Source organism: Nocardia sp. NPDC046763 (genome assembly GCF_040645495.1).
GTDB lineage: Bacteria > Actinomycetota > Actinomycetes > Mycobacteriales > Mycobacteriaceae > Nocardia.
In genome coordinates, this window is the sequence record NZ_JBEYYI010000003.1 from 196651 (window position 1) to 221315 (window position 24665).

Here is a 24665-nt window from a genome sequence, read left to right on the forward strand (position 1 = left end):
GAGCCCAAGCACACCACCGAGGACGTTTCTGAAAACGTGGAATCTGAATATTCAGATTAGGTAGTCTGAAATCCCAAGGCGGGATGCGGATCCATCGCGATGCAGCATTCAGATTCTGTTGGCAGATGTATTCACTTTCAGGGGGAGCATCGATGGCAGAGGATGTGTCGCCGACCCTGTTGCGGCGGCAACTGGGTAGGTTTCTGCGGGAACGGCGTCAGGCGACCGGGCTGACTCTCGAACAAGCTGCGGTCCAGGTTCAGCTCAGCTTCAACGCATTACAACGACTCGAGGCCGGTCGCACGGTCAAGCCGCGACGGCAGGACGTGCGGGAGTTGTGCATGCTCTACGAGGTGGATGCCGACGAGACCGAACAGGCGGTCGGTCTGGCGTTTCGGGCGGCGACGGCCAAGGACGAGGACGGGATCTTCTCCCTCGGTGGCCTTTTCAGTGATGCGTTCAACATGTATGTCGGCATGGAGCGTTCCGCCCGCCGTCTGGTCACCTACCAGGAACAGATACCTGGATTGCTGCAAACCTCTGACTACGCGCGTGCGGTGTTCCACGCCTTCCCGGGCTTCGAGAACGATGAAGACATCCAGCGGCGCATCGATATTCGGGTGAAGCGTCAGGTGATCGTGACCCGCAAAGCCAACCCGCTGGCGGTCGAAGTGTTGCTGAACGAAGCGGCGCTGCGTCGGGTCGTCGGCGGCAAGCGTGTGATGGCCGCACAGCTCAAGCATCTCGCCGACCTGAGCACCAGGCCGAACGTGACCTTGCGGGTTCAACCGTATGCGGCTGGGTACACCTGGGGTTTCCAACACGGCCCGTTCGTGCTCTTGGACTTCGGCGCCGACGCCAGGAACAACCGGGTCGAGCCACCGGTCGTCTACGTCGAGGGTCGGCTGACCAGCGATCTGTACGTGGAGAGGCTCGAGGACGTCCAGCGATACAGTGAATTGGCCGAGGCCATTCGGGCCGAAACGCTGGATGAAGTGCGAACGCGAGACCTGGTCCGCCAGGTAGCAAGGGAGTTCGATCGTGAACGGTGACCTGTCCGGGGCGCGCTGGTTCAAGAGCAGCCGTAGCGAAACCGGTTCCCAATGTGTGGAAGTCGCGTTCCTCGATTCGGGCATGGTCGGGATCCGCGACTCCAAGAACCCGAGCGGCCCAGCGCTCGTCTTCGCACCCGGCGAGTGGGACGCCTTCACCGCCGGTGTGGTGGACGGGGACTTCAACCCCGCTGTCTGATCGGGGCTTGGCCGTAGTAGCGGATTGATATGGCCCGCGCGGGAAACCTCGCGCGGGCCAGGGTCGTTCATGAATGATTAACACTGCCTGTGGTTGGCTCGATAGCCACACGACGGTGACCGCGCGCGCCGGCGACCCTGTGCCATACTCGGCCGGGGTCGGGCGCAGCGCCCGAGGGAGGAAAGAGAACTCAATGGGCCTGTTCGACATGATCCGCGGCGAATTCGTCGACGTCATCGAATGGTTGGATGACACTCGTACCACGCTGGCGTGGCGGTTTCCCCGCTACGAGAACGAGATCAAGAACGGCGCGGAACTGATCGTCCGGGAGGGGCAGCAGGCGGTCTTCGTCTACCGCGGGCAGTTGGCCGACAAGTTCGGTCCCGGCCACTACCAGCTGACCACCGAGAACATGCCGATCATGTCCACCCTGCAGGCCTGGCGGCACGGCTTCAACTCGCCGTTCCGGTCCGAGGTGTACTACGTGAACACCCGCGCCGTCACCGACATGCGCTGGGGCACACCGCAACCGGTCACCGTGCGCGACCCCGACTTCCGCATGGTGCAGATCCGCGCCAACGGCACCGCGAACGTCCGCGTCACCGACATCGAGGTGTTCCTGCGCCAGATGATCGGCACCAATGCCGAGGTCGACGCCGACGTGCTCAGCGAGCAGCTGCGTGCCAATGTCGCCCTGGCCTTCTCCGACATGGTGCTGGCCAGCGGCCTGGGCGCCATCGATCTGCAGGGCCGCCAGGTCGAACTGTCCGACAAGCTGCGCGAATTCGTCGGCCAGCGTCTGTCCGGCTTCGGCATCGGGGTCGAGGGCGTCACCATGACGATCTCCCTGCCGGAGGAAATCCAGCAGGCCATGACCCGCGGCGTGGCGCGCGGCGTCGAAGCCGGCGGCTTCATGAACAATGTCGACCTCAATCGCTACCAGCAGATGCAGGCCGCCGACGCCATGCTCGCCGCCGCCCAGAACCCCGGCGGCGGAATGGGAGCCGCCATGCAGGCCGGCATGGGCGTGGTCCTCGGCGGCCAGATGGCCGGCGCCATGCAGGGCAGCATCGCCCAGCCCCAGCAACCCGGCTACGCCCAGCCCCAGCAGGGCGGCTATGCCCAGCCCGCCGCCCCCCAGCAGGCGGCCCCGCCGCCGCTCCCCGGCCAGCAGCAGTTCCACTTCGACAACGCCGGCCAGGCCGCGGGCCCCTTCCCCATCGAGCAACTACGCCAATACGTCTCGTCCGGTCAGCTGACCCGCGACACCAACGTCTGGACCGAGGGCATGCCGGGCTGGCAACCGGCCAACTCCGTCCCCGCCCTCCAGCCCCTCTTCGCCACGCCGCCCCCGCTCCCGGGCACCCCGCCGCCCCTGCCCCCGCAGTAGCGGCACCTTCGGCCGATGGCATCGGCCGCGCCCGCCCGGGCGGTGTCCTGGCCCGGTTCGCGCGGGCGCGCCGCGACGAGTGCCCGATGGTGGGAACCGAGCTCCCGCAGCTCATTCCGCTGCTCCGAGCTCCGGTGCCCACGACAGTCCATCGGTCGTAGCCGCCGCATCGCGGCCGTCGTCGCCCGGCTACCGCCTATCCGCCCGCTGCACACCCGGAAGGCATTTCCGTCCGGGCTGCCCCGCACCCGTGCTCGAGCCCCGGGTGCGTCCCCAAAGTCCTTCCACCCCATGGCGCGACCCGAGTCCGCCGTACCGAGTGAGCCCACATGAACGACAACCAGCAGCCCCCACGCCCGTCCGGCCCGCCGCCACTCCCGGCCAGGGACCCGGCCGACCCCCAGCCATGGACACCGCCGCGACCGGCCCACGATCAGGGCCGAGGCGGCCTCCCTCCCGCGCGACCGCCGCTCCCGGGTGGTCCCGGCGCAGGATCGCCTGTGCCGCCTCAATTTCCCCCTGCTGGCGGCGGGCAGGGTGGAGTCCCGCCCATGCCGCAATCCGCCCCGCCACAGCACTTCGGCCCGCCGCCGGTCACTGGTGCCGGGCCGGGAGCCGTTGCGCCGCCGCCGCTTCCGCGCCCAGGGACTCCTCCGCCGTTGCCGGGAACCGCGGCGCCCGCGCCTGCTGGGCCGCCGCCGCTGCCCGGTGGCGCGGGCGGCCGGCAGGTGGCAGCGCCGTTCGCGCCGCCGCCACTTCCGGGCGCCGGAGTAACGGCGGGGCCGCCCCCGCTGCCGGGTGGGTACGGTCCGGGGCAGCCGCTGCCGGCGCCCGCCGGTGTTATGCCGCCGCAGGTGATCGTCGCGCCGGTGATCGTGCCGGGCGCCGGGGGGATGGCGCCGGTCGAGGCGGAAAGTCATGGGGCGCAGCCGGGGCCGGTGGCGCCGGATCGGGCGATGTTGCATCAGACGGAGTTGACTCGGACGTATCCGTGTTCTTCGTGTGGGGCGCAGTTGGTGTTCGATCCGGTGGGGCAGGATCTGTTGTGTCCCAGTTGCGGGAACCGGTCTCCGGTGACGGCGCCGGTTGCGGCGGTTCAGGCTCGGGAGCTGGGGCCTGCGATTGCGGCGTTGCGGGAGTTGCAGGCGCATGCGGCGGGGCCGCAGGTGACGGGGGAGTGGGAGGTGAAGTGCCAGAACTGTGGTGGGACAACCGGGTTCAACGGGAGTCTCACCGCTACTCGGTGCCCGTACTGCGCCACGCCCATTCAGCGGGATGATGTGCACAATGCGCCGGCCCGGTTGCCGGTGGACGGTGTGGTGCCGTTCCTGGTGGGGGAGAAGCAGGCTCGGGAGCTGGTCGAGAAGTGGGTGTCGGGGCGGTGGTTCGCGCCGTCGAACTTCCGGAAGTACCGACGGATCGGGGCGTTCTCCAGCCTGTATACCGCGTATTTCACCTATGACGCTGATACCCAGAGCTGGTATCAGGGTGAGCGCGGCGACGACTATCGGGTGCGGGTCGGGACGGATTCGGACGGCGATCCGATCTATGAGACCCGGACCCGGTGGTATCCGGTGGCGGGTGAGGTCGCCAATGAATTCGCGGATCTGCCGGTGCTGGCCAACGACAATATGAACCGCAACCGGATTCGGGCGCTGGAGCCGTGGCCGGTGGAGCAGGCGCGCGCCTATTCACCGGAATTCGTGGCCGGGCACCTGTGCCGCACCTACGACAATGATGCGGAGCAATCGTTCCCGGAAGCGCAGCAGCGGATTGAGTCGGCGATCGAATCCACCGTGCGCGGCGATATCGGCGGTGACCATCAGCGCATCCACCAGCTGAACACGAACTGGAACTGGCTGGCGTACAAGCATCTGCTGCTGCCGATCTGGCTGCTGACGGTCGTCTACATGGACAAGACCTACCAGGTGTACATCAACGGCCTCACCGGCCAGGTGTCCGGCGACCGCCCGTGGAGCAAGGTCAAGATCATCGCCGCGATCCTGGCGGCGCTCGCGATCATCGTCACGGTGATCCTGGTGTACGGCAAGGTGCACGGCCATCACACCCCGGCGCATCCGACCGGACCGAGCCACTCGACCGTCGCCCCGCCGCACCCCACCACCCATCGCTGACCGACCGACGAAAGTGAGCCGACCATGCTGATTGCCGTGCTGATTGTGCTGGTCCTGATCGCGGCCGCCGTGGGTGCTGTGATGCTGGTGTCCTCCCGCCAGAAGACCGCGATCGCGGCCGCCAACCAGGTCGTCCCCGGCGCCCCCACCCGCGCCCCCGCCTCCTGGGCGGGCTCGCACGACCCGGAGCCACGCCTGCACCGCCGCCTGCGCGACGCCATGACGGCCCTGCACACGGCCGATGCCCTCGACGACGGCGCCACCATCGTGCTGCGCGCCGAACTCGAGCAGGCCGCCCTGGCCTGGGACGACCGCCTGGTCGCCATGGCCGCCCTGCCCGCCGCCGCCCGCGGCGACCAGCTGTCGACCGCGACCACGGCGGTGGAATCCATCGAAGCGGCGGTGGCACAGTATGTTTCGGCCGCCACCCAGCGCACAGCCGCCGACGTGAACGCGGGCCTGACCGCGGCCCGGGCGCAGCTCGAGATCCAGGCCGAGATCCGGAAGTCGCTCGAGGCGGGCTGAGCCAGGGGAACCGCTGCGGCCCCCGCGGTGATCGCGCAGACTGTGGGGGCGGAGGTCGTGTCGACAATCGGAGGGGACCATGGCCGGCACCGGTGAAGACGCCAGGAAACTCGCCATCCACTCGATCGAGCTGATGGCCGGCGGTGAGCTCGCCGATTTCGAGGCGATCATCCACCCGGAGGCGACCAACCGTGAGGGCTCGGCCGAGCCTCCGGCGGCGCGCGGCACCGGCCCGGTCGCCTACTACGCGTCCGCCGAGTGGCTCCGCTCCGCCTACACCGATCTGCGCTGGGACATCCACGAGGTGGTCGTCGATGGCGACCTGGTGGCCCTGCACACCACGATGCACGGCCGCCAGATCGGGACGTTCATCGTCTACGGTCCCGACGCCCAACCGGTGCAGGCCATGCCGTCGCTCGGCAAGAGGTTCGCCGTCACCCAGTCGCACTGGATCCGCATCGCCGACGGCAAGATCATCGAACATTGGGCCAACCGCGACGATCTCGGCCAGGCCGCCCAACTCGGCTGGATCCCACCGACTCCGGTGTACCTGCTCCGCATGCGCCGCGCGCTGGGTGCGGCCCGGAAGGCGGCACAGCGACACTGAGCAAGGCGGCACAGCGACACCGAGCAAGGCGGCACAGCGACACCGAGCGATGCGAGACAGCGACACCGAGCGATGCGAGACAGCGACACCGAGCGAGGAATTCACCTGGTCGGCGAATCCAGTTCCGCCAGTGAGTGAATGACCGTGATCCCGTCGTCCGGGGCGACCGCCGGTCCGCTGCGGACCAGCCAATAGGCTCGCAGTCCGGCATTTCTGGCGCCCAGCGCGTCCCAATCGTATCGATCGCCGACGTACGCCACCTGCTCCGGCGGCAGCCCGAGCATCTCGCATCCCGCGCGGAAGATCGCCGGATCGGGCTTGGCCGCACCGAATTCGTCCGAGCACAGGATGGCGTCCCCGAAGTGGTGCAGCAGCCCGACCGTGCGCAGCTTCCCGGTCTGGTACGGCTGGGAGGCGTTCGATACCACGCCGAGCGCCCTCTGCCCGTCGAACCGCTCCAGTACCGGCGCGGCATCGGGGAACGCCGCCCACGCGGAATCCCGGTGTGCCGCATAGCGCGCGAACCACGCGACCGGATCGTCGGCCGTCACGCCCAGGTGCGCGAGAAATCGCTCGGTCCGCACCCGCTGCTGTCCCTTGAAGGTGAGTTCACCGGTCAGGAACCGCAGGTACTCTTCCTCCTCGAGCGCCCGCCACAGCGCCAACGCCGCCTCCGGTGACTCGACGCGATCCAAGAGCCGTTCGGCCGCGAGGTGTCGGAGGAATCCGATCCGCACCGTCGCGGAATAGTCGATGAGCGTGTCGTCGACGTCGAACAAGACCCCGCGAATACTCATGTGCGCGTGCCGATCACCACGGTCGCCCCCATGTCCTCACACTCCACGATCCGCGCCGCCAGTCCGTACTCCCGCATGATCCCGGCGGCGACCGGAGCCTGCTCCTCGCTCTCCTCCACCAGCAGATGCCCACCGGCACAGAGCCATTCGCCGGCTACGGCGGCAATCCGCCGCAGCAGGTCCAACCCGTCCACGCCGCCGTCGAGCGCCCGCCGAGGCTCGTGATCGCGCGCCTCGGGCGGCATCCACGCAATGTCCTGCGACGGCACGTAAGGCGTATTCGCCAGCAGAATGTCCACGCGCCCGCGCAGATCCGCCGGCACGGCATCGAACAGATCGCCCGCCGCGACCCGCGCCCCCACCACGCCGAGATTCTCCCGCGCGCAGGCCACCGCCGCCGGTTCGATATCCGTCGCAGTCAATTCGACCCGAATACCCTCATCCGCCATTTCTTTCGCGAATGCCAAGCCCAGAGCCCCGCAGCCGCAACATATATCGAGCGCGACCAGCATCGAGTCCGCATGAGCGACGGCGGTCTCGGCCCGGTCGGCCAAGGCTTGTGGCCGGACGGGCTGATGCGCACCGGCACCGGCAGCAGCAGCGATGGTGGTGTTGGCAGCAGTGGTGATGCTGTCGTGCGCGATATCAGCGGAGTCGGGCGGCCGGATCATGCTACGACCCAGGGCGATGGCCTGTTCGACCAGAAAGCTCGTGCGCTGACGTGGGACGAAGACGCCAGGTGCGACCGCCACCCGAAGGCCGCGAAACTCCGCCCACCCCAGCAGATGTTCCAGCGGGAACCCGGCAATGCGCTGCGTGACAAGCGATTCCAGGTGGCGGGCGTCGGTGGCCGCATCGAGCAGGAGCGCGGCCTCGTCCTCCGCGAACACACACCCGGCCGCGCGGAGCCGCACGACCAGCGTTTCGGTGGCGGAAGGAGTCACCGCGTCATTGTGCACACCCGGACTGCCGCCCGGTTCGAGCGGGGGGTCCGGGCGCGGGGGATCAGCGTTCGGCGGGGAGCCGCAGGGTGCGGATGGCGTCGAGGTAGATGCCGCGCTGGCTGCTGTGCGCGGGCGGTGGCAGCTGCGAGACGAACTGCTCGAGGGAGGTGGTCGCGCCGATGACCGGGATTCCGGCGACGATGAAGTCGGCCACCGCGCGGCGAATGTGGTTGGGGGAGGTCACCACAATGGCGCTGGTCGCGCCCGCGTCCTCGAGCATCTGCACGCCGAAGAGCGCGTTCTGCACGGTCGATTCGGCGCGGTGGTCGGCCAGGATGCGGCTGGCTGGAATGCCGTGCGCGATCAGCCAGCCCTGCATGGCCGCCGCCTCGGTGATCCCGTTCTGCGGATTGCCGCCGGTCACCAGGATCGGCGACATGGGTGAGGCAATCGCCTGCAGCCAGGCTGCCTGCATCCGGTTCACCAGCTCGGGCCGCATGGACCCGTCGGGGAGCAGGCCGTAGCCGAGCACCGCGATGCCGGTCTGCGGTCCCGCGATGGCCGGAATCGGATTGGGTAGCGTGCCCACTGCGGCGCCGATGGCCCGGAACAGATTCCGGGTGCCGTCCGCGAGCCGGCCGTCGACGCCGTTGAGGCGGTTCAGCGCCACCTCGCGGGTGATGATGTCGCCGGTGTAGTCCGACCAGATCGCCTGCAGCGCCAGCGCCTGCGCGTCATCCGGTGTTTCACTGAGCAATCGGCGCAGGTCGGCCAGCCCGGCCGCCTCGTTGCCGGCGGCGAAATTGTCCTGTGCGGAGTTGTACAGTGCCGCGGGGTCCGCGTGCGCCGCGCCGCTGCCGAGGATGGTGAGGGCGGCGACCGCCGCCGCGAGCAGGGTGGAAAAACGCTTGGCGATCTGCACTGCTGTCGACCTTTCGGGGGTGTCACGCATTGCTGTTGCCTGCTGTCCATGGAATTAGCTGGCTATTGTCCAGATACCGAATGGGGACACGATACGACTGACCACCGCGGTTGTCGTGTATTTGCCGGACTGATTTCAGGGTTTTGCGCGAAGTCATAGTGCGAGTGCGCGCGGAGCGTGCCGCATTACCTACCGTCCCCGGAACACATCGCCCGCCCGGCCGCCGGTGTGCGCGGGGATGGCGCGAGCGGGACTCGGGATAAGCTGTGCACCCGTGGATACGACTTCGCTCATCGGCAAGGAACTCGCCGCCGCCATCAATGCCGACACCAAGCAGCGCGCCGCCGCCCTCACCGAGCAGGGCGCCGCCCCCCGCCTGGCCCTCGTGATCCCGAACGACGACCCGGCCAGCGCCTGGTACGTGAAGTCCCTCAACCGTGCCGCCGAGCGCAATGGAATCGCTTGCGAGAACGTCGATCTCGGTGTCGACGCCACCGCCGAGGAGATCCGCGCCAAGCTCACCGAGCTGTCGCAGGACCCGTCGGTGGACGCCATCATGCTGCAGACCCCGCTGCCCAAGGGCGTCGGCCTCGACGACGTCAGCTCCGCCATCGCCGCCGAGAAGGATGTGGACGGCGTCAGCCCGCTGTCACTGGGCCTGCTCGCCGCGGGCCTACCGGGCTTCCCGCCCGCCACCTCCGAGGCGGTCGTGGAACTGGCCAAGTTCCACGAGATCCCGCTCGCCGGTCGGCATGTCGCGGTCGTCGGCCGCTCGAATGTGGTCGGCAAGCCCCTGCTTCAACTGCTGCTCGCCGAGAACGCGACCGTCACCATCGCCCACTCCCGCACGACGGACCTGCCCGCGGTGACCTCGGCCGCGGACGTCGTCGTCGCCGCGGTCGGCCGCGCGGGCCTCATCACCGCCGACCACGTCCGCGAGGGCGCGGTCGTCATCGATGTCGGCACGAACGAGGACGAGAACGGCAACATCACCGGCGACGTGAACGCGGCCTCGGTCACCGGCAAGGCCGCCGCCCTGAGCCCCGTCCCCGGCGGCGTCGGCCCGGTCACCACCGCACTCCTCATGCGCCACGTGGTCCAGGCCGCCGAGAACGGACGCTGACAACAGAGAATCAGGGAGCTCTCAGCGCGGGGAATCGGCGGATTCCCGGCTGAGAGCTCCCTGATCTTGTGCTGACCGGTGTTCTTGGACTCACCAGTGCGTGGTGACGGGGTCGCCGACGGAGACGTTGTCGAAGTACCACTCGGCGTCGGCGGGGGCGAGGTTGATGCAGCCGTGGCTGACGTTCGAGTTGCCCTGGGAATCCACGGACCAGGGTGCGGAGTGGACGTAGACGCCACCCCAGGTCAGGCGCTCGGCGAACTCGCCGGTGATCAGGTAGCCCTCCGGATCGCTCAGCGGGATGCCGATGGTCCGGGAGTCGAAGGTGACCGAGCGCTCACGGGACAGCACCGGGAAGGTTCCGACCGGAGTTTCGCGCCCCGGCTTGCCCATCGAGGCGGGCATGGTGCGGGCGACGCCGTCCACCCAGACCGTGAACGTGTGCGCCGACATGTCAGCGTCCGCGGTGGTACCGCCATTGGTCTGGAATTCGGTGTGCTGGCGCCCGGCGAGGACCGTGATCGGCGAGCGGGTGGGCAGGAAGTTCGCCGGTTGCCACATCAGCTGCCGGTCGTCGATCCAGGTGAAGTGGCCGGCGAGGGAGTCCTGCGCGCGGACGTCGACGGTGCGTTCGGCGGCGGCGCGATCGGTGACCGCGGCGGCGAACTGGACGGTTACGGGGGCCGCGATGCCCACCACCTGGCCTGAGGCCGGCGTAATGGCTTGGACGGCTGGGAGATTGGGCGTTACGTCGGCCGCACCCGCGGCTCCGGTTCCGAACGCGGCCGCCGCGGCGACGAAGCTTGCGACGAACAGAGAGCGAATCGCTTTCCGCATTCTTCCATCCCTTCGAGAGGGTGTGGGGCAGGGTTTCTCAGACTATGACTCGATCATCAGTCCCATCTGGAAATGTACCCGGTTCGTAACCTTTGTAACGGCGTGGGGGTTATGCGAAGTTCGTATCGCCCGGTAGAGAGCCGAAAAATGACTGTGCCCCGTTCCATAACGGAACGGGGCACAGTGCGGCCGATTCGCGGCGGTCAGCGGGTGATGGCCGCGACCACGTCGTTGTGCAGGGCATCGGCGCGGGCGATGACCTCCTCGATCTGCTTCAGCACCGGTGCGAACTCGGCGGCGGCCGTACCGTCCAGCGATGTCACGTTGATGGCGATGTTCAGTTGCGAGCTGGCCGCCGCGGACCGGGCGCAGTCGGCCGCCGCGCCGATGTCGGTCACCACGTTCGGGTTGCCGATGGGCAGCAATTCCGTTGCCAGGGAGACGATTTCGTCGGCCTCGGCCACCACGGCCGCCGGCACCCGGGCGGCCTGCAGCAGCGCGGCGGTGATGGCTTCGCCGCGGGCGGCCTGCTCGGCCTCGGACCCCTTGGGCAGCTTGTAGGCCGCGCCGACCGCGGTGAAGGCGGCGGCGTCGGCGTCGGCCAGGGCCAGGGAGCGCTCGCGGGCCACGTCCGCGGCGGCGATGATGCGGTCGATGACCGGGCGATTCTCGGCATCCTTGGCCCGGGTGGTGTAGCGCGCGACCATGGCGACCAGGGCCGCGCCCTGGGCCGCGTGCAGCGCCGCGACCGCGCCGCCGCCGGGGGCGGGCACCTTGGCGGCCAGTTCACCCAGGTACCCCCGCAGTGTCGAATCACCGAAGGTGGTGGTGTCCTGAGTCATGAGGGGTGGCCTCCCTTAGCAGTACGGGGAATTCAGGTGATTTCGCCGCTTACCGTACCGTTCGCGGGGCCGCGCGCGGCAACCCGCCCGCTGTCGGTGTGCCGACCGGTGGGTAAGGTCCCGGACATGCGTATCGGACTGTCGATCAATTACACCGACGGCTTCAAGGAGACCGCCGCCGAGGTCGCCGACCTCGAACGGGCGGGCCTCGACATCGTGTTCGTGCCCGAGGCGTATTCGTTCGACGCGGTGAGCGCGCTCGGATACCTGGCCGCGAAGACCGACCGGGTGCAGCTGGCCTCGGGCATCCTGCAGCTCTACACCCGCACGCCCACGCTGACCGCCATGACCGCGGCGGGTCTGGACTACGTCTCCGACGGCCGCTTCATCCTGGGCCTGGGCGCCTCCGGCCCGCAGGTGATCGAGGGCTTCCACGGCGTGAACTACGACGCCCCCATCGGCCGCACCCGTGAGGTGCTCGAGATCTGCCGCAAGGTCTGGAAGCGCGAACGCCTCGAGCACAGCGGCAAGTACTACAACATCCCGCTGCCCGAGGGGCAGGGCACCGGCCTGGGCAAGCCGCTCAAGCTCATCAATCACCCTGTGCGCGAGAACATTCCGGTGCTGCTGGCCGCGCTGGGCCCCAAGAACGTGGAGCTGGCGGCCGAGATCGCCGAGGGCTGGCAGCCCATCTTCTTCCTCCCGGAGAAGGCCGACCTGGTGTGGGGCGACTCGCTGAAAGCCGGTCTGGCCAAGCGCGATCCGGCACGGGGCGACCTCGAGGTGTTCGCCGGCCCCGCGCTGGCCATCGGCGACAATGTGGACAGCTGGCGCGACGGGGTCAAGCCGCACCTGGCCCTCTACATCGGCGGCATGGGCGCCAAGGGCAAGAACTTCTACCACGCGCTGGCCACCAAGTACGGCTACGGCGCCGAGGCCGACCGGATCCAGGAGCTGTACCTGGCGGGCCGCAAGGAAGAGGCCGCCAAGGTGGTTCCGGACGATCTGGTCCGTGACATCAACCTGATCGGTTCGGCCGGATTCGTGAAGGAGCGAATCGCGGCCTTCCGCGAGGCCGGTGTGACCGTGCTGAACGTGGTCCCGATGGCCGGCACCCCGGCCGAGCGCGTGAAGCTGATCGAGCAGCTGCGCGAGCTCCTCTGACCGAGCCGTGAACGCCGCGAAGCCGAGTCCGGAACGAACCGGACTCGGCTTCGTCGTTTACGGGCGGCCCTCAGCGGTTTGCGGGCCATGCCCTCAGCGCAGCGCGCTGAGCGCTTCGTCCAGGGTGGAGTGCAGCGAGAACACCTGGTCCAGGCTGGTCATCTTCAACTGGCGGCTGGTGGCGGGCCCGTCGGCCACCACCACGAGGCGGGTGCCCCCGGCGCGCTTGTGGACGCCCACCAGCACCGCCATGCCCGCCGAGGCCAGGAAACTGACCGCGGACAGGTCGATCACCAGTGCGGCGGGTTTGCCCGCGAGGGCCGCGTCGATCGCGTTCTCGAGGGCGGGGGCGGTCGCCAGATCGACTTCGCCGGTCACGGTGAGCACGGTGGCCTCAGCGTGCGGGGTGACCGAGGTGGTCATCGTTTCGGCAAAGGGATAGCCGTCTCCGGAAGTGTTGGTCACGTTTGTTAAATCTGCCATGATCCGTCCGTTCGTGCTGCATCGTCTACCACATCGGTACTGGTTCGGTAGCGGGCGTTGTAGTGAAAACCGCAGCTACCGCACTCTTTCGGAGTACTCCGAAACCGCCCGCCGAATTTGTGCCGGCGGACCCGGATTCACATGCGCCCGCCCGCCGAAAATGAAACGGCCATTAGTCGCACCGACATCCGCACCCGGGTGCCCGGACCGGAATTGTCGATGTCGAGATCATCGGTGAGCGCACGCATCATGGCGATGCCGCGGCCCCGGTGACCGGGATCCGCGGGCAGCGGCCGCCACACACCGGTATCGGACACCTCGATGGCGAGGGTGTCCACGCCGCAGTCCGCGTTGAGTCGTACCCGGCCGGGCTCGCCGCCCAGGTACGCGTGCTCGATGCTGTTGCTGCAGGCCTCGTTCGCGGCCGCGACCAGGTCGATCGCCGTATCGTGCGGCACTGCGGCGGCGGTGAGCCAGGACCGCAGCGCGCGCCGGATGCCGGACAGCTCACGGGCTTCGGCGGGCACGTCCAGGCGCAGCGGCCCGGGCGGCTGCCGGTAGACGACCATGGCCACGTCATCGTCGTAGCCGGCGGCGGGCCGCAGCCGCGACAGCACCGAATCGGCCACCTCGCGCGGCAATTGCCCGGCCACGCGCGACAATTCGTCGGCGAGTTCGACGAAGCGGTCGTCGATGTCGACCCCGCGCTGCTCGACCAGGCCGTCGGTGAACAGGACCAGGGTGGAGCCCGGCGCCATGGCCGTCGTGGCCTCCGGGCGGCGCGGAATGTCGAAGGTGGCCAACGGGACTGCGCGACCGCCCTCCAGCAGCCGGCCGCGTTTGCCGGGCTCGGCCAGCACCGGGGGCATGTGCCCGGCATTGGAGTAGCGCACCAGCCCGCGCACCGGGTCCAGGATGGCCGCGCACACGGTGGTGCACATGGCTCCCGGAATGCGGGAGGCCACCGTATCCAGTTCGGCCAGCAGCTGGGCCGGGCCCGCACCGCGCAGCAGCAGAGCCCGTGCGGCCGTGCGCAATTGGCCCATCACCACGGCCGCCGAGAGACCACGGCCGACGCAGTCGCCGACCACGACGCCGATGGTGCCGTCCTCGAGCCGGACCACGTCGTACCAGTCGCCGCCGATCTCCAGCGGGGGCAGGGCGGGCTCGTAGTGCACCGAGAAGCGCGGCGGCAGTTCGATCGGGCCGAGCATGGCCCGCTGCAGGGTGAGCGAGGTGGAACGGGCCTGGTCGAAGTTGCGCGCCCGCTGCACGGCCAGGCTCAGATGCCCCACCAGCAGCGAGAACAGCGCCCAGTCACCGGGTGTGATCACGCGTGGCGCGGCGAAGCGCAGCCACAGCGCCGAGTCGCCGCTCTCGCCGAGCGGCGCCACGATGCCCTCCGAACTCGACGCCCCCTCGGGGATGGCGAACATGGTGCGGCCGGGCTGTAGGCGGGCACGGTCGAGCAGGGCGCGCGCCCGGGCGTCCAGGACGCGCCGGGATTCGCCGCCCTCGGCCGGCTCGGCGTCCCCGCGTCGGCGGATGGGCTGGGTGTCGTGCGGGGCAAGGCCCGCGCCGGTGTACGGATTGTCCTCGGAGACATACAGTTCCGGGCCGGTGTGATGGTTGGGCCAGACCGAGACCACCGCTGCCTCCGCGCCGATAGCGCGCCGCAGTTCCTCCAGGCCGACGGTGAGCACCTCGACCACGCTGGTGGCCGCGCCGACCGCGGTGGCCAGCCGGGAGACCGCCTGGTCACGGGCCTGGGCGTCGTGCTCGGCGGTGACGTCGCGCAGCGTACCGACGAAAATCCGTTCCCCGTTCTCGGGTTTCACCAGCGAGGACGTCGACACCGCGAGCCACAGCTGCCGTCCGTCTCGGTGGCGGATGGGCATTACGAAGCGGGCCGCGTCGGCGCCCAGATCCGGGTAGCGCGGCGCCTCGGGAACGGTCCAGGGGTGGGGGAGCGGATACGGAATGCCGTCGGGCCCATAGCCGGTGAGCGCGCCGAACGCCGAGTTGACCTCGACCAGCGTGCCCTGCGCGTCGACGACGAAGAAGCCGTCCTGCAGCGACTCCACCAGCGCCGTGCGGAAGGCGTCGCGGCCCGCGAGATCGTCGGCGCGCGAACGCTGTTGCTCGTAGCGCCTGGTCCCGTCCAGGAAGCCGCGGGTGGCGACGTCCAGTGCCGCCATGGTCTGCAGCAGGAACTCCAACGCCGCCTCGGTGCGGTCGGTGCCGTCGGGCGCGGGCCCGAGACCCTCGAGTTCGAGCAGCCGGAAGTGGTGCTCGGTGAGGTCGAGGATGCTCACGCCCTCGACCAGCGCCCGCCGGCCGAGCTCGTAGCCCTCGGCCAGGGTGTTCTGGTTGGGGGCGCGCAGGTGCAGCCGGAGCGCGGCGGCGTACGCCTCGCGAAACGCGGCCAGTACCGTACTCACGCTCTGCTCCATGGCCATGAGCGGAGGCCCTGCGTGGTTACGCAAGCTTCCGCCTCCGGGCCTCGACCGCTCATGCCGGATTCTCGCTCATGGCTTCACACTCGGAATGGGTTGGGACGGATGGGATTGCCCGCGATGGCGGGCCGCCAGCACGAGCGCGTCGTCGGTGTCCTTGGCGTGGCGGGCCAGGATCTCGGCGGTGATCTCCGCGGTCGGCTTGGACAGGTCGACGGCGTCGGCGAAACTGCTGGTGATGCCGTCGGTGGACATGAGCAGCAGGTCGCCGGGGCGCACTGCCACGGTCTGCGGCTGCAGGTTCGGCGGCAGCAGGTAGCCGACGATGCCGCCCGAGAGCAGGGCCGTGGCGCGGATGGCCGGTTTGCCGGGAGCCGCTGCGACGATGCGGGATTCGACATTGCCGACGCCCAGCCAGTGCACGCGGTCGCGAGAGTCGAACAGCGCCAGCGAGACCGCCGCGCCGCGGGTGTCGGACATGGCGCGATGGCACAACAGCAGCAGCACGTCCAGTGGCTCGGCGCGGTTCTCGGCCAGCACCTGCGCAGCCCGATCGGACGCGTCGGCCGCCGCCGCACCATGGCCGAGACCGTCCAGTACGGCGAATAGCACCGAGCCCCCGCCCGCGTCGAGCACGACCGACCGGTCGCCCGAAACCCGTTGCCCGGGCAGTGCGCGACCGGCGACGGCCCATTCGACCGCGCCGATGAAACCGTCCTCACGCACCGGTGGGCACCCACTTCCACATTTCGACGAGGGTGCCGTGTCCCGGCCTGGAATTGATGACCATGCCGTCCATCAGCCGCTTGGCGCCCGGAAGACCCAGTCCCAGACCGCGTCCGGTGGAGAAGCCGTCCTCCATCGCGCGCGGAATGTCGGGAATGCCGGGCCCATTGTCCTTGGCCTGCACCACCATCGAGCGCCGGCCGTCGCGATCCTGCACGGCCAGCCGGATCTCCCCGGTGCCCGCGTAGCTCGTGATATTGCGCGCCACTTCGGAAATGGCGGTTGCGATCATGGTGCGATCGGAGAGCGAGAAGCCGAGTTTGGCAGCCAACTCCAGCCCCGCTTGCCGAGCGGTCACGATGTCGTTCGACACGTTCACCGCGATCACCACGTCGTCAGCGGCCACGGTCACGACCGTCTCGTTGGCCTCGACTCTTCGTCTTCTTGTTCAGCCAGGACAGGCCCTCCTCGAGGTCCAGCGCGGTGTGCATGTCCTCGAACGTGAGCCCCAATTGCACCATGGCGAAAGCGACTTCGGGCTGTAGGCCCACGATGACCGTTTCCGCGCCCCGCAGCTTGGTCATGTGGGCGATGGTACGCAGCGATCTGGCGGCAAAGGAGTCCATTACGTCGATTGCGGTGACATCGACGATGATGCCCTGGGCGCGGTATCTGCTGACGTAGGTCATCAGATCGTCTTGCAGGCGTTCGGTATCCGCGTCGGTGAGCGCTGACTGCACCGACGCAATGAGATAGGTGCCCTGCTTCAGAATGGGTACCGGCATCTGCCCCGCCCTGATTACCGTCCGTCGCGATCGGTGACGCGCGACACCTCGTAGCCGAGCAGCCGCTCCGCTTCCTCGATGCCGCCCTGGAGGTCACCGACGGCATTCATCTTCGACAGATCCAGGCCGATGGTTACCAGGGTAAGCGCGATCTCCGACGACAGGCCGGTAATGATGACATTCGCGCCCATGAGGCCCGACGCGTCGACCGTCTGCACCAGGTGGTTGGCGACCGTGGAGTCGATCGCGGGCACACCGGTGATATCGATGACGACGACCTTGGCGCGGTTGGCGCGAATGGCGCGCAGCAGCTGCTCGGTGAGCTGACGCGCGCGCTGGGAGTCCAGCACGCCGATGATGGGGAGGATCAGCAGCTGCTCACGCACCTGGAGAACGGGCGTGGACAGCTCGCGAATCGCCTCCTGCTGCTGGCGGATGACGCGCTCGCGCTCCTGCACGAAGGACACGGCCACGGTGTTGGCGATGCGGTTCGCGGCCGGTTCGTAGGCGTCGAGCACCAGCTTCAGCAACTCGAAGTCGGACTGGTACTTCTCGAAGAGGCTGCGCGCCAGCACGTCTCGCAGCAGGAGCACGATGCCGACGACCTCGTCGGTTTCGACGCCTCTGGGGATGATGCGTTCGGACAGGTCGCGCGCGTAGGCCTGCAGGGCTTCGACGCTACCGGTCTCGAGCACCTCGACGTAGTTGTCGTAGACGGAGGTGGCCTCGGAGAAGATTTCCTCGGGCGTCATGGCGGTGAGCAGCTGGGCATCGGTGATGCGACGGGCCCACTCCTCGCGCAGTTCGGTGCGGTTCTGCCGCAGGTGCTCGACGAGCTGCGGAAGCAGGTTGTCGACGGAACCCGCGGGCAGCGAATCCGCCGAGAGACCGATGGACACGTCGGACATGAAAACTCCTGCCCCTTTCGCTAAGGCCAGGTCGGGTGCTCACTTCAACGACCGATAACCGGCCGTGTGCTCGGTGCCGACCGCCGTCGGAAGCCGATGCCGAGCCTAGTCTTACCCAGTACCCGATGGGTGCCAAACCAAACGCTGGTGGGCTGGGAATTCGGGGTCAGGTGTGCTCGTCGCGGGTTTCCGGTCTGCGGTGATGGGCCAGCAGTGTGTCGTAGATATCGGCGAGTGCCGTGAGCTGGCCACGATCGAGCACATCCACCATGTGACGCCGCACACTCTCGACATGCGAGGGCGCGGCGGAATCGAGTACCTCCGCGCCTTTTTCGGTGAGGACCGCGGCGGTGCGGCGAGCGTCGTCGGGAATGGATTCGCGGGCGACCAGGCCGCGCTTCTCCATCCGGGTGATCTGATGCGAGAGCCGGCTCTGCGACCACTCCAGCACAGCCGCGAGTTCGGCGAAGCTGCGCCGCTGGTCCTGGGCGTCGGCGAGCCGGGCCAGCACGGTGTATTCCACGTAGGTCAGGTTGGATTCGCGTAGGGAATCGCGTCCGACCGCGGCGGCGATGAGGTCGCGGGTGAACACGAATCCCAGCCAGGCGCGCATCTCGACATCATCGAGCCAGCGGGGTTCGGCCACAGTTCCACTCCCGGGTTTTGTTGTCATGCTAAATCCTCCCCGCCGCCGACAAGCGCATCATGCACAGGTAACACCCGCTCGGTTGAAGGTGCAACATGTACCTGTTCGCGGCATCCTGTTGCGGATTGCGGTGTCCTCGACCACGACCCATGGTGCCCGTCGCCGCGCCGTGCGCAGCACCGAATGCAATTGGAAACGAGCGAAGATGGCCGGGCCTGGTCATCGGCGCGTACGCGCGGGTCGGTACAGTCACTCTGCTTGAACCGTCGGCTGACCAGCCCCCAGCCCTGCTCGAGGAGTCCGATTCGTGACCGCGCCTGATTTCCTGTACTCGGATCTGCTGCCCATCGGTACGGACGAGACGCCGTACCGGCTGCTCACCACCGAGGGCGTGAGCACGTTCGAGGCGGGCGGGCGGACCTTCCTGCAGGTCGAGCCCGAGGTGCTGCGCATGCTCACCGCGGAGGCGATGCACGACATCAGCCACTACCTGCGGCCGGCGCACCTGGCGCAGCTGCGCAAGATCATCGACGACCCGGAGTCCAGCGGCAACGACCGGTTCGTCGCGCTGGATCTGCTGAAGAACGTCAATATCTCCGCGGGCGGCATCCTGCCCATGTGCCAGGACACCGGCACCGCCATCGTGATGGGCAAGAAGTCCGAGGGCGTGCTCACCGGAGCCGATGACGCGGAATGGATTTCGCGCGGTGTGTTCGACGCGTACACCAAGCTGAACCTGCGCTACTCGCAGCTCGCCCCGATCACCATGTGGGACGAGAAGAACACCGGCAACAACCTGCCCGCGCAGATCGAGTTGTACTCCAACGCAGGCGATCCCGCGCACCCGTCCTACAAGTTCCTGTACATGGCCAAGGGTGGCGGGTCGGCCAACAAGTCGTTCCTGTACCAGGAGACGAAGGCGATCCTGAACCCGGACCGCATGCTGGAGTTCCTGGACGAGAAGATCCGTTCCCTGGGCACCGCCGCCTGCCCGCCGTACCACCTGGCGGTCGTCATCGGCGGCACCTCTGCCGAATTCGCCCTGAAGACGGCCAAGTACGCCTCGGCGCACTACCTGGACAACATGCCGACCGAGGGTTCGATGGCCGCGCACGGCTTCCGCGACCTCGAGCTGGAGGAGCAGGTCTTCAAGCTGACCCAGTCCTTCGGCATCGGTGCACAGTTCGGCGGCAAGTACTTCTGCCACGACGTGCGTGTGATCCGCCTGCCGCGCCACGGCGCGTCCTGCCCCGTCGCCATCGCGGTGTCCTGCTCGGCCGACCGCCAGGCGCTGGCCAAGATCACCCCCGAGGGCGTGTTCCTCGAGCAGTTGGAACGTGAACCGGCGCAGTACCTTCCGGAGCAGACCGACGCCATCCTCGGCGGCGATGTCGTCAAGATCGACCTCAACCGGCCGATGTCGGAGATCCGCGACGAGCTGTCGAAGTACCCGGTGAAGACTCGGCTCTCGCTGACCGGTCCGCTGGTGGTGGCGCGCGACATCGCGCACGCCAAGATCAAGGAGCGCCTGGACGCGGGCGAGCCGATGCCGCAGTACCTGCGCGACATGGCCGTCTACTACGCCGGTCCCGCCAAGACCCCCGACGGCTACGCCTCGGGTTCCTTCGGCCCCACCACCGCCGGTCGCATGGACTCCTACGTCGACCAGTTCCAGGCGGCCGGCGGCTCGCACGTCATGCTCGCCAAGGGCAACCGGTCCGCGCAGGTCACCAAGGCGTGCAAGGAGCACGGCGGCTTCTACCTCGGGTCGATCGGCGGTCCCGCCGCGCGGCTCGCGCTGGACTGCATCAAGTCCGTGGAGGTCCTCGAATACCCTGAGCTCGGCATGGAAGCCGTGTGGAAGATCGAGGTCGAGGACTTCCCCGCCTTCATCGTCGTCGACGACAAGGGCAACGACTTCTTCGCCGAGACCTCGAAGCCGATCGCCCTGCGCGTGCGCGAGCGGTCCAAGGAACGCGTCTGACGCCAGGAGGCATGCGAATGCGGAGGGCCCACCGGATCGAACCCCGGCACCACCCCGATCCGGGGCCTTCCGCCCGGCGTCGCGGCGGCCGCTACGCGGTCCTCGCGCTGGTCACCGGGGCCGGAATGCTCGGGGGCGCACTGCCTTCCGCCCATGCCGAACCGGCGCATCCCGCCGTGACCAGCGGCCCGATCGCCACCCCGGTCGCGAGCGAAACCGACGGCCTGGACCCCCGCCTGGCCACCGCCTACAACGCCGCAGCCACCGAAGCCCACAATGCCGGTGTCTCCCTCTGGATCACCTCCGGCTACCGCACTCCCGCCGAACAGGAAGCCCTGTGGGAGGGCGGCCTCCAGACTTACGGCAGCCCCGAGGCCGCGCGCCGCTGGGTGCTTCCCCCGAACGAATCCACCCACGTCACAGGCGAAGCCATCGATGTAGGCCCCCGCGAGGGCGCACAGTGGCTGGAGGACAACGGCTCCCACTGGGGCCTGTGCCGTATGTACGACAACGAATGGTGGCACTACGAACTGGCCACCACCCCCGACGGCCCTTGCCCGGCCCGCCTCCCCGACGCCAGCGACCGCTGACCCGCTCTCCCCGGGAGACCTTGGGCGACACAGCAATCCGCACTGATGGTGGAGGTGTCCGCCGCGTCGAGCGCAGTCCCCGGGGTCGCCACCGGGCTCACCGGGTGACGGTGGGTGTGGCCGCTCGCGGCGATGAAGACAGCCTCGTACCGTCCCGCAGCCGCCACGCCGAGCGCCGTGATGAGCAGTGCCGAGGCGCCCGTCCGGAATTCGCGGGGACGGCAGCATAGACGCGGTTCGGGTGTCACCGGCAGCTATAGATTGCAGTAATCGATTGGATCGATATCAAGTCTTGGACACTATAGCTACAGCTCAGGCAAGGTAGAGCAGGTCGGCCCACCCGGGTCGTCGCCCTCGGAGAGGAGTTCCCATGCCGAACCTCGCAGCCGGCCTCGGACGGTTCCAGCGCGATGTCTTCCCGGTCAAGGCCGGGCTGTTCGCCCGCCTCGCCGGTGACCACCGGCCGGGCGCGCTGTTCATCGGCTGCTCCGATGCCCGCGTGGTGCCGGAACTGATCACGTCTGCCGAGGCCGGGGAACTCTTCGTCATCCGCACCGCCGGCAACCTGGTGCCGCCGCACACCCCGGGCGCGGCGGACGGTGTGGTGGCGAGCATCGAGTACGCGGTGGGTGTCCTCGGCGTCACCGACATCGTGGTGTGCGGGCACTCGGCCTGCGGCGCCATGACCGCGCTGTCCGAGGGGCAGGACCTCTCGACGCTGCCCGCGGTCGCGGGCTGGCTGGGGCACGCCGACGCCGCCCGGGCGCTGGTCGATCCCGACATCACCGGTGCCGCAGCGGTTTCCGCGCTGGTTCGTCACAATGTGGTGGCACAGCTGGCCAACCTCGCCACCCATCCCGCGGTGGCCCGGTCGCTGTCCCGGCGGACCCTCACCCTGCACGGCTGGGTGTACGACATCGGCACCGGCCGCGTCGAGGCGCTCGGTGCCGGGGGCGAGTTCAGCACTCTCGCCGCCTGATTCCCGTTTTCCCTCCGAATTCCGATCTCCGATTTCGCGTCCGCGAAACGGTTTCCCGAAAGGAGGCACCGCCATGGTGCACGCACAGTTCGATCCGACCGCCCGCGAGGCGCTGGCCGATGCCGCCGTCGCCGCCAAGATCGCCAAAGACCTGACCTGGCAGCAGATCGCCGACGCGGCCGGCCTGTCGGTCGCCTTCACCACCGCCGCGGTGCTGGGCCAGCACCCGCTGCCGGAGAAGTCCGCGCTTGCGGTGGCCGAACTGCTCGAGCTCGACGACGACGCTGCCCGGCTGCTGCAGACCATCCCGCTGCGCGGCTCGATTCCCGGTGGCGTGCCGACCGATCCGACCATCTACCGCTTCTACGAGATGCTGCAGGTCTACGGCACCACGCTGAAGGCCCTGGTGCACGAGCAGTTCGGTGACGGCATCATCTCGGCCATCAACTTCAAGCTCGACGTCAAGAAGGTCGCCGACCCCGAGGGCGGCGAGCGCGCGGTCATCACGCTGGATGGAAAGTACCTGCCCACCAAGCCGTTCTGACGCCCTGTCGCCCGGAGATGACCTGGAATGTCCGGAATCGGAAGCTGATCGGTCATGTCCGGGCACCTGGCGGTTCAACTGGTGACCGTACCGTCGCGGCTGGAGGATCACGGCGGACGGAGATGTGATGCTGGAACCGCGACTTCGGACCATGTGGCTGGCCAATGCGGCGAGCGGGGCGGCGGCCGTCGCCGTGCGCACGCCGCGCCCGGTGTTCGCTGCCCAGGCGCGGCGGGCGCAGCGCGAGGCCGTGGTGGCCTCGGATCTGGAAGTCGTTACGGTGAACGATCATTCGGCTGTCATCACCTGGACGACCCGGACGCGGAACCGGGCCGGGCGGCTGCGGCCCGCGCCCGCCGACACCGAGCTGCGCATCGCTCCCGCCGACGGGCGCGGCGTGGCCCGTGTCCAGGTGTTCGAGGGCATGCGAACGCCGTACCACTACGCCGAGATCCGGGATCTGGAACCGGGGCGGGCCTATCGATTCGAGGCGTACTCCGACGGGCAGCGCGCGGTGCCCGCCCGGACGCTGGTGACGCGACGGTCCGGAACGCCCGAATCCACCGGTATTTTCACCACCTTGACGCCACCGCCGGGACGGCTGCTGCGGACCCTCGCCCTGGCCAACGACCTGCACTACGGTGAACCGGCCAGTGGCCTGTTCGCGGGATTCTTCGAAGGACTGCGGCACAGTACCGACGAGTATCCGGAGTTCATGCTGCAGGCCATGCTCGAGGATCTGCGCCTCCCGGATCGCGGGGCGGACCATCTGGTGGTTGCGGGCGATCTGACCGATTCGGGAACGGCCGAGCAGTCGAGCGGAGTCCGGGACAGTCTGGACCAATGGGGCAATCTGGGCCGGGATTACTTCGTGTGCAGGGGAAATCACGATGTCCGGCCACCGGAGGAGACCGACCACTGGGGTGCGGTGTTCCATGCCCGGGACCGCCTCGTCGAATACTTCGTGGGCGGCCTGCGGCTCATCGGGCTCGACACCACCCGGGCGCGCGGCGCCGGCGGCACCCTCGACCCGGTGCAGCTGGCCCACCTGCGCGAACTGTTGCGCGGCGAACCCGACCGGCCGACCCTGATCTTCGGTCACCACCCGGTGACCAGGCATGCGGCGGTGAGCAATCCGGGCGGGCCGGGTTTCGTGCTGGACCGGTTCAACGCGGCCGCGCTGCACGCCCTCTACGCCACCGCGCCGGGGGTGTTCCTGCACCACAGCGGCCACACGCACCGGAATCGGCTGAGCCGCCCCGATTCCGGGATCGGCGTGGAATTCCTCGAGGTGGGCGCGGTCAAGGAATATCCGGGCGGGTACACCCTGGTGCGGGTCTACGAGGGTGGCTACATGGTGAACTTCTGCAAGACCCGGTCCGAGGCGGCGCGGCGGTGGAGCACGCGCACCCGCAGCCAGTACCTCGGCATGCATCCCGATCACGCACTGGGCAGTTTTGTCGATCGCAATCATGTCGTCCGACGTGATTTCTCCGGCCTGTGCGCGGAGACCTCGGCGAGTTGACCAGGGACACACCGGTTGACGCACCGGTAGGTCCGGTCAATACGCCCACAATGCCCGTGCTGTTCGGCATACTGCCGATGCGAGTGCGCGCCACCCCCACCTGGACGAGCTACCCAGGCCCGATCGGACATCGCGATGTCCCTTCGTTCACCGCTGTGCGCGTGCCGCGGGTTCGGCATCCCAGGTTCGGCACTTCTCTAGCAACGGAGGCATGGTGGGCAGGCAGGGCGGGCAGTACCGTACGAATCACGGCACACTCCGGCACCAGCGCCCACCCGTTCGCGTAACCGGGCGCCCCGCCCACCCTGTCCGAGATGACGTATTCGCCGCCGGCTGGCTGGTTTTCGAACTGCCCACCGCGGTGCTGCTGGCTGTCTTCGTCGGCACCGGCTGGCTCGGCTATCTCCACCACACGGGCACCCCGGCCCAGCCGCGCTCGGCGGTGGTGGTGCCCGCCGATCCCGCCCGGCCGGGCGCTCGCTGAGTCTCGGTACGAGACCCG

General features: G+C 68.6%; 26 protein-coding genes. 14 read left to right on the plus strand and 12 right to left on the minus strand.

The genetic code is table 11. From position 1 onward, the window contains the following. The first annotated feature begins 152 nt into the window (after window positions 1-152). The 6 genes from ABZ909_RS05990 (at window position 153) to ABZ909_RS06015 (ending at window position 5908) form a co-directional block, all read left to right on the plus strand. The gene (locus ABZ909_RS05990) at window positions 153-1052 is read left to right on the plus strand and encodes a helix-turn-helix transcriptional regulator (protein WP_356996504.1); all 900 of its coding nucleotides are present in this window, start codon (window positions 153-155) and stop codon (window positions 1050-1052) included. After that, window positions 1042-1251, plus strand: a complete 210-nt coding sequence (locus tag ABZ909_RS05995; protein ID WP_356996505.1) for a DUF397 domain-containing protein — start codon at window positions 1042-1044, stop codon at window positions 1249-1251. Before ABZ909_RS05990 ends, ABZ909_RS05995 begins: the two co-directional genes overlap by 11 nt. A 193-nt stretch (window positions 1252-1444) precedes the next feature. Next, the gene (locus ABZ909_RS06000) at window positions 1445-2641 is read left to right on the plus strand and encodes an SPFH domain-containing protein (protein WP_356996506.1); all 1197 of its coding nucleotides are present in this window, start codon (window positions 1445-1447) and stop codon (window positions 2639-2641) included. Window positions 2642-3714: 1073 nt separating this feature from the next. After that, a complete protein-coding gene (locus tag ABZ909_RS06005) occupies window positions 3715-4776 on the plus strand; it encodes a hypothetical protein (RefSeq protein ID WP_356996507.1) in 1062 nt (353 codons plus the stop codon). Window positions 4777-4800: 24 nt separating this feature from the next. Then, the gene (locus tag ABZ909_RS06010; protein ID WP_356996508.1) at window positions 4801-5301 is read left to right on the plus strand and encodes a hypothetical protein; all 501 of its coding nucleotides are present in this window, start codon (window positions 4801-4803) and stop codon (window positions 5299-5301) included. 79 nt (window positions 5302-5380) lie between these two features. Further along, window positions 5381-5908, plus strand: coding sequence for an ester cyclase (locus ABZ909_RS06015; protein WP_356996509.1), 528 nt, complete (start codon window positions 5381-5383; stop codon window positions 5906-5908). A gap of 101 nt (window positions 5909-6009) precedes the next feature. On the opposite strand, the gene ABZ909_RS06020 is transcribed toward ABZ909_RS06015, so the two are convergent. From ABZ909_RS06020 to ABZ909_RS06030, 3 genes are all read right to left on the minus strand, one after another. Next, on the minus strand, window positions 6010-6705 hold the full coding sequence (locus ABZ909_RS06020) for an HAD family hydrolase (protein WP_356996510.1): 696 nt from the start codon (window positions 6703-6705) through the stop codon (window positions 6010-6012). Next, complete coding sequence (locus ABZ909_RS06025) at window positions 6702-7649, minus strand: methyltransferase (RefSeq protein WP_356996511.1); 948 nt, start codon at window positions 7647-7649, stop codon at window positions 6702-6704. Before ABZ909_RS06025 ends, ABZ909_RS06020 begins: the two co-directional genes overlap by 4 nt. A 61-nt stretch (window positions 7650-7710) precedes the next feature. Next, entirely contained in the window at window positions 7711-8571 is an 861-nt protein-coding gene (locus tag ABZ909_RS06030) for a YdcF family protein (RefSeq protein WP_356996512.1), read from the minus strand. Between the two features lie 274 nt (window positions 8572-8845). Between ABZ909_RS06030 and ABZ909_RS06035 the strand changes: the two genes are divergently transcribed. Then, a complete protein-coding gene (locus tag ABZ909_RS06035; RefSeq protein ID WP_356996513.1) occupies window positions 8846-9694 on the plus strand; it encodes a bifunctional 5,10-methylenetetrahydrofolate dehydrogenase/5,10-methenyltetrahydrofolate cyclohydrolase in 849 nt (282 codons plus the stop codon). A 90-nt stretch (window positions 9695-9784) separates the two neighbouring features. On the opposite strand, the gene ABZ909_RS06040 is transcribed toward ABZ909_RS06035, so the two are convergent. Together ABZ909_RS06040 and ABZ909_RS06045 are read right to left on the minus strand one after the other, a co-directional pair. Continuing rightward, window positions 9785-10531 carry a L,D-transpeptidase gene (locus ABZ909_RS06040; protein WP_356996514.1) on the minus strand — a complete coding sequence of 249 codons (747 nt, stop codon included), beginning with the start codon at window positions 10529-10531 and terminating at the stop codon, window positions 9785-9787. 203 nt (window positions 10532-10734) lie between these two features. Next, entirely contained in the window at window positions 10735-11373 is a 639-nt protein-coding gene (locus tag ABZ909_RS06045) for a cyclodeaminase/cyclohydrolase family protein (protein WP_356996515.1), read from the minus strand. A gap of 126 nt (window positions 11374-11499) precedes the next feature. On the opposite strand from ABZ909_RS06045, the gene ABZ909_RS06050 reads away from it, so the two are divergent. After that, entirely contained in the window at window positions 11500-12537 is a 1038-nt protein-coding gene (locus ABZ909_RS06050) for an LLM class F420-dependent oxidoreductase (protein WP_356996516.1), read from the plus strand. Window positions 12538-12630: 93 nt separating this feature from the next. Here the strand turns inward: ABZ909_RS06050 and ABZ909_RS06055 are convergent, their stop codons facing one another. The 7 genes from ABZ909_RS06055 to ABZ909_RS06085 all read right to left on the minus strand — a co-directional run bounded on the left by ABZ909_RS06055 (window position 12631) and on the right by ABZ909_RS06085 (window position 18568). After that, window positions 12631-12960, minus strand: a complete 330-nt coding sequence (locus ABZ909_RS06055) for an STAS domain-containing protein (RefSeq protein ID WP_356996858.1) — start codon at window positions 12958-12960, stop codon at window positions 12631-12633. A 197-nt stretch (window positions 12961-13157) separates the two neighbouring features. Further along, window positions 13158-15461: a SpoIIE family protein phosphatase gene (locus ABZ909_RS06060; protein ID WP_356996517.1), complete on the minus strand. Its 2304-nt coding sequence runs from the start codon at window positions 15459-15461 to the stop codon at window positions 13158-13160. 87 nt (window positions 15462-15548) lie between these two features. Continuing rightward, the gene (locus ABZ909_RS06065) at window positions 15549-16202 is read right to left on the minus strand and encodes a SpoIIE family protein phosphatase (RefSeq protein WP_356996518.1); all 654 of its coding nucleotides are present in this window, start codon (window positions 16200-16202) and stop codon (window positions 15549-15551) included. After that, entirely contained in the window at window positions 16195-16608 is a 414-nt protein-coding gene (locus ABZ909_RS06070; protein WP_356996859.1) for an ATP-binding protein, read from the minus strand. Before ABZ909_RS06070 ends, ABZ909_RS06065 begins: the two co-directional genes overlap by 8 nt. Further along, on the minus strand, window positions 16598-16987 hold the full coding sequence (locus tag ABZ909_RS06075; RefSeq protein ID WP_356996519.1) for an STAS domain-containing protein: 390 nt from the start codon (window positions 16985-16987) through the stop codon (window positions 16598-16600). Before ABZ909_RS06075 ends, ABZ909_RS06070 begins: the two co-directional genes overlap by 11 nt. Before the next feature lie 14 nt (window positions 16988-17001). Further along, window positions 17002-17895, minus strand: coding sequence for an STAS domain-containing protein (locus ABZ909_RS06080; protein WP_354832015.1), 894 nt, complete (start codon window positions 17893-17895; stop codon window positions 17002-17004). 166 nt (window positions 17896-18061) lie between these two features. Further along, complete coding sequence (locus ABZ909_RS06085) at window positions 18062-18568, minus strand: MarR family winged helix-turn-helix transcriptional regulator (RefSeq protein WP_356996520.1); 507 nt, start codon at window positions 18566-18568, stop codon at window positions 18062-18064. Between the two features lie 280 nt (window positions 18569-18848). On the opposite strand from ABZ909_RS06085, the gene ABZ909_RS06090 reads away from it, so the two are divergent. The 6 genes from ABZ909_RS06090 to ABZ909_RS06115 all read left to right on the plus strand — a co-directional run bounded on the left by ABZ909_RS06090 (window position 18849) and on the right by ABZ909_RS06115 (window position 24647). Continuing rightward, the gene (locus ABZ909_RS06090) at window positions 18849-20525 is read left to right on the plus strand and encodes a fumarate hydratase (protein WP_356996521.1); all 1677 of its coding nucleotides are present in this window, start codon (window positions 18849-18851) and stop codon (window positions 20523-20525) included. Window positions 20526-20542: 17 nt separating this feature from the next. Continuing rightward, window positions 20543-21115 (plus strand): D-alanyl-D-alanine carboxypeptidase family protein, encoded by a 573-nt coding sequence (locus ABZ909_RS06095; protein ID WP_356996522.1) that lies wholly within the window; start codon window positions 20543-20545, stop codon window positions 21113-21115. Window positions 21116-21485: 370 nt separating this feature from the next. After that, window positions 21486-22094: a carbonic anhydrase gene (locus ABZ909_RS06100; protein WP_356996523.1), complete on the plus strand. Its 609-nt coding sequence runs from the start codon at window positions 21486-21488 to the stop codon at window positions 22092-22094. A 73-nt stretch (window positions 22095-22167) separates the two neighbouring features. Then, complete coding sequence (gene cynS, locus ABZ909_RS06105) at window positions 22168-22638, plus strand: cyanase (protein ID WP_356996524.1); 471 nt, start codon at window positions 22168-22170, stop codon at window positions 22636-22638. A gap of 127 nt (window positions 22639-22765) precedes the next feature. Beyond that, window positions 22766-24163: a metallophosphoesterase gene (locus tag ABZ909_RS06110; RefSeq protein ID WP_356996525.1), complete on the plus strand. Its 1398-nt coding sequence runs from the start codon at window positions 22766-22768 to the stop codon at window positions 24161-24163. Window positions 24164-24374: 211 nt separating this feature from the next. Further along, window positions 24375-24647, plus strand: a complete 273-nt coding sequence (locus ABZ909_RS06115) for a hypothetical protein (protein ID WP_356996526.1) — start codon at window positions 24375-24377, stop codon at window positions 24645-24647. Window positions 24648-24665: the final 18 nt, after the last annotated feature.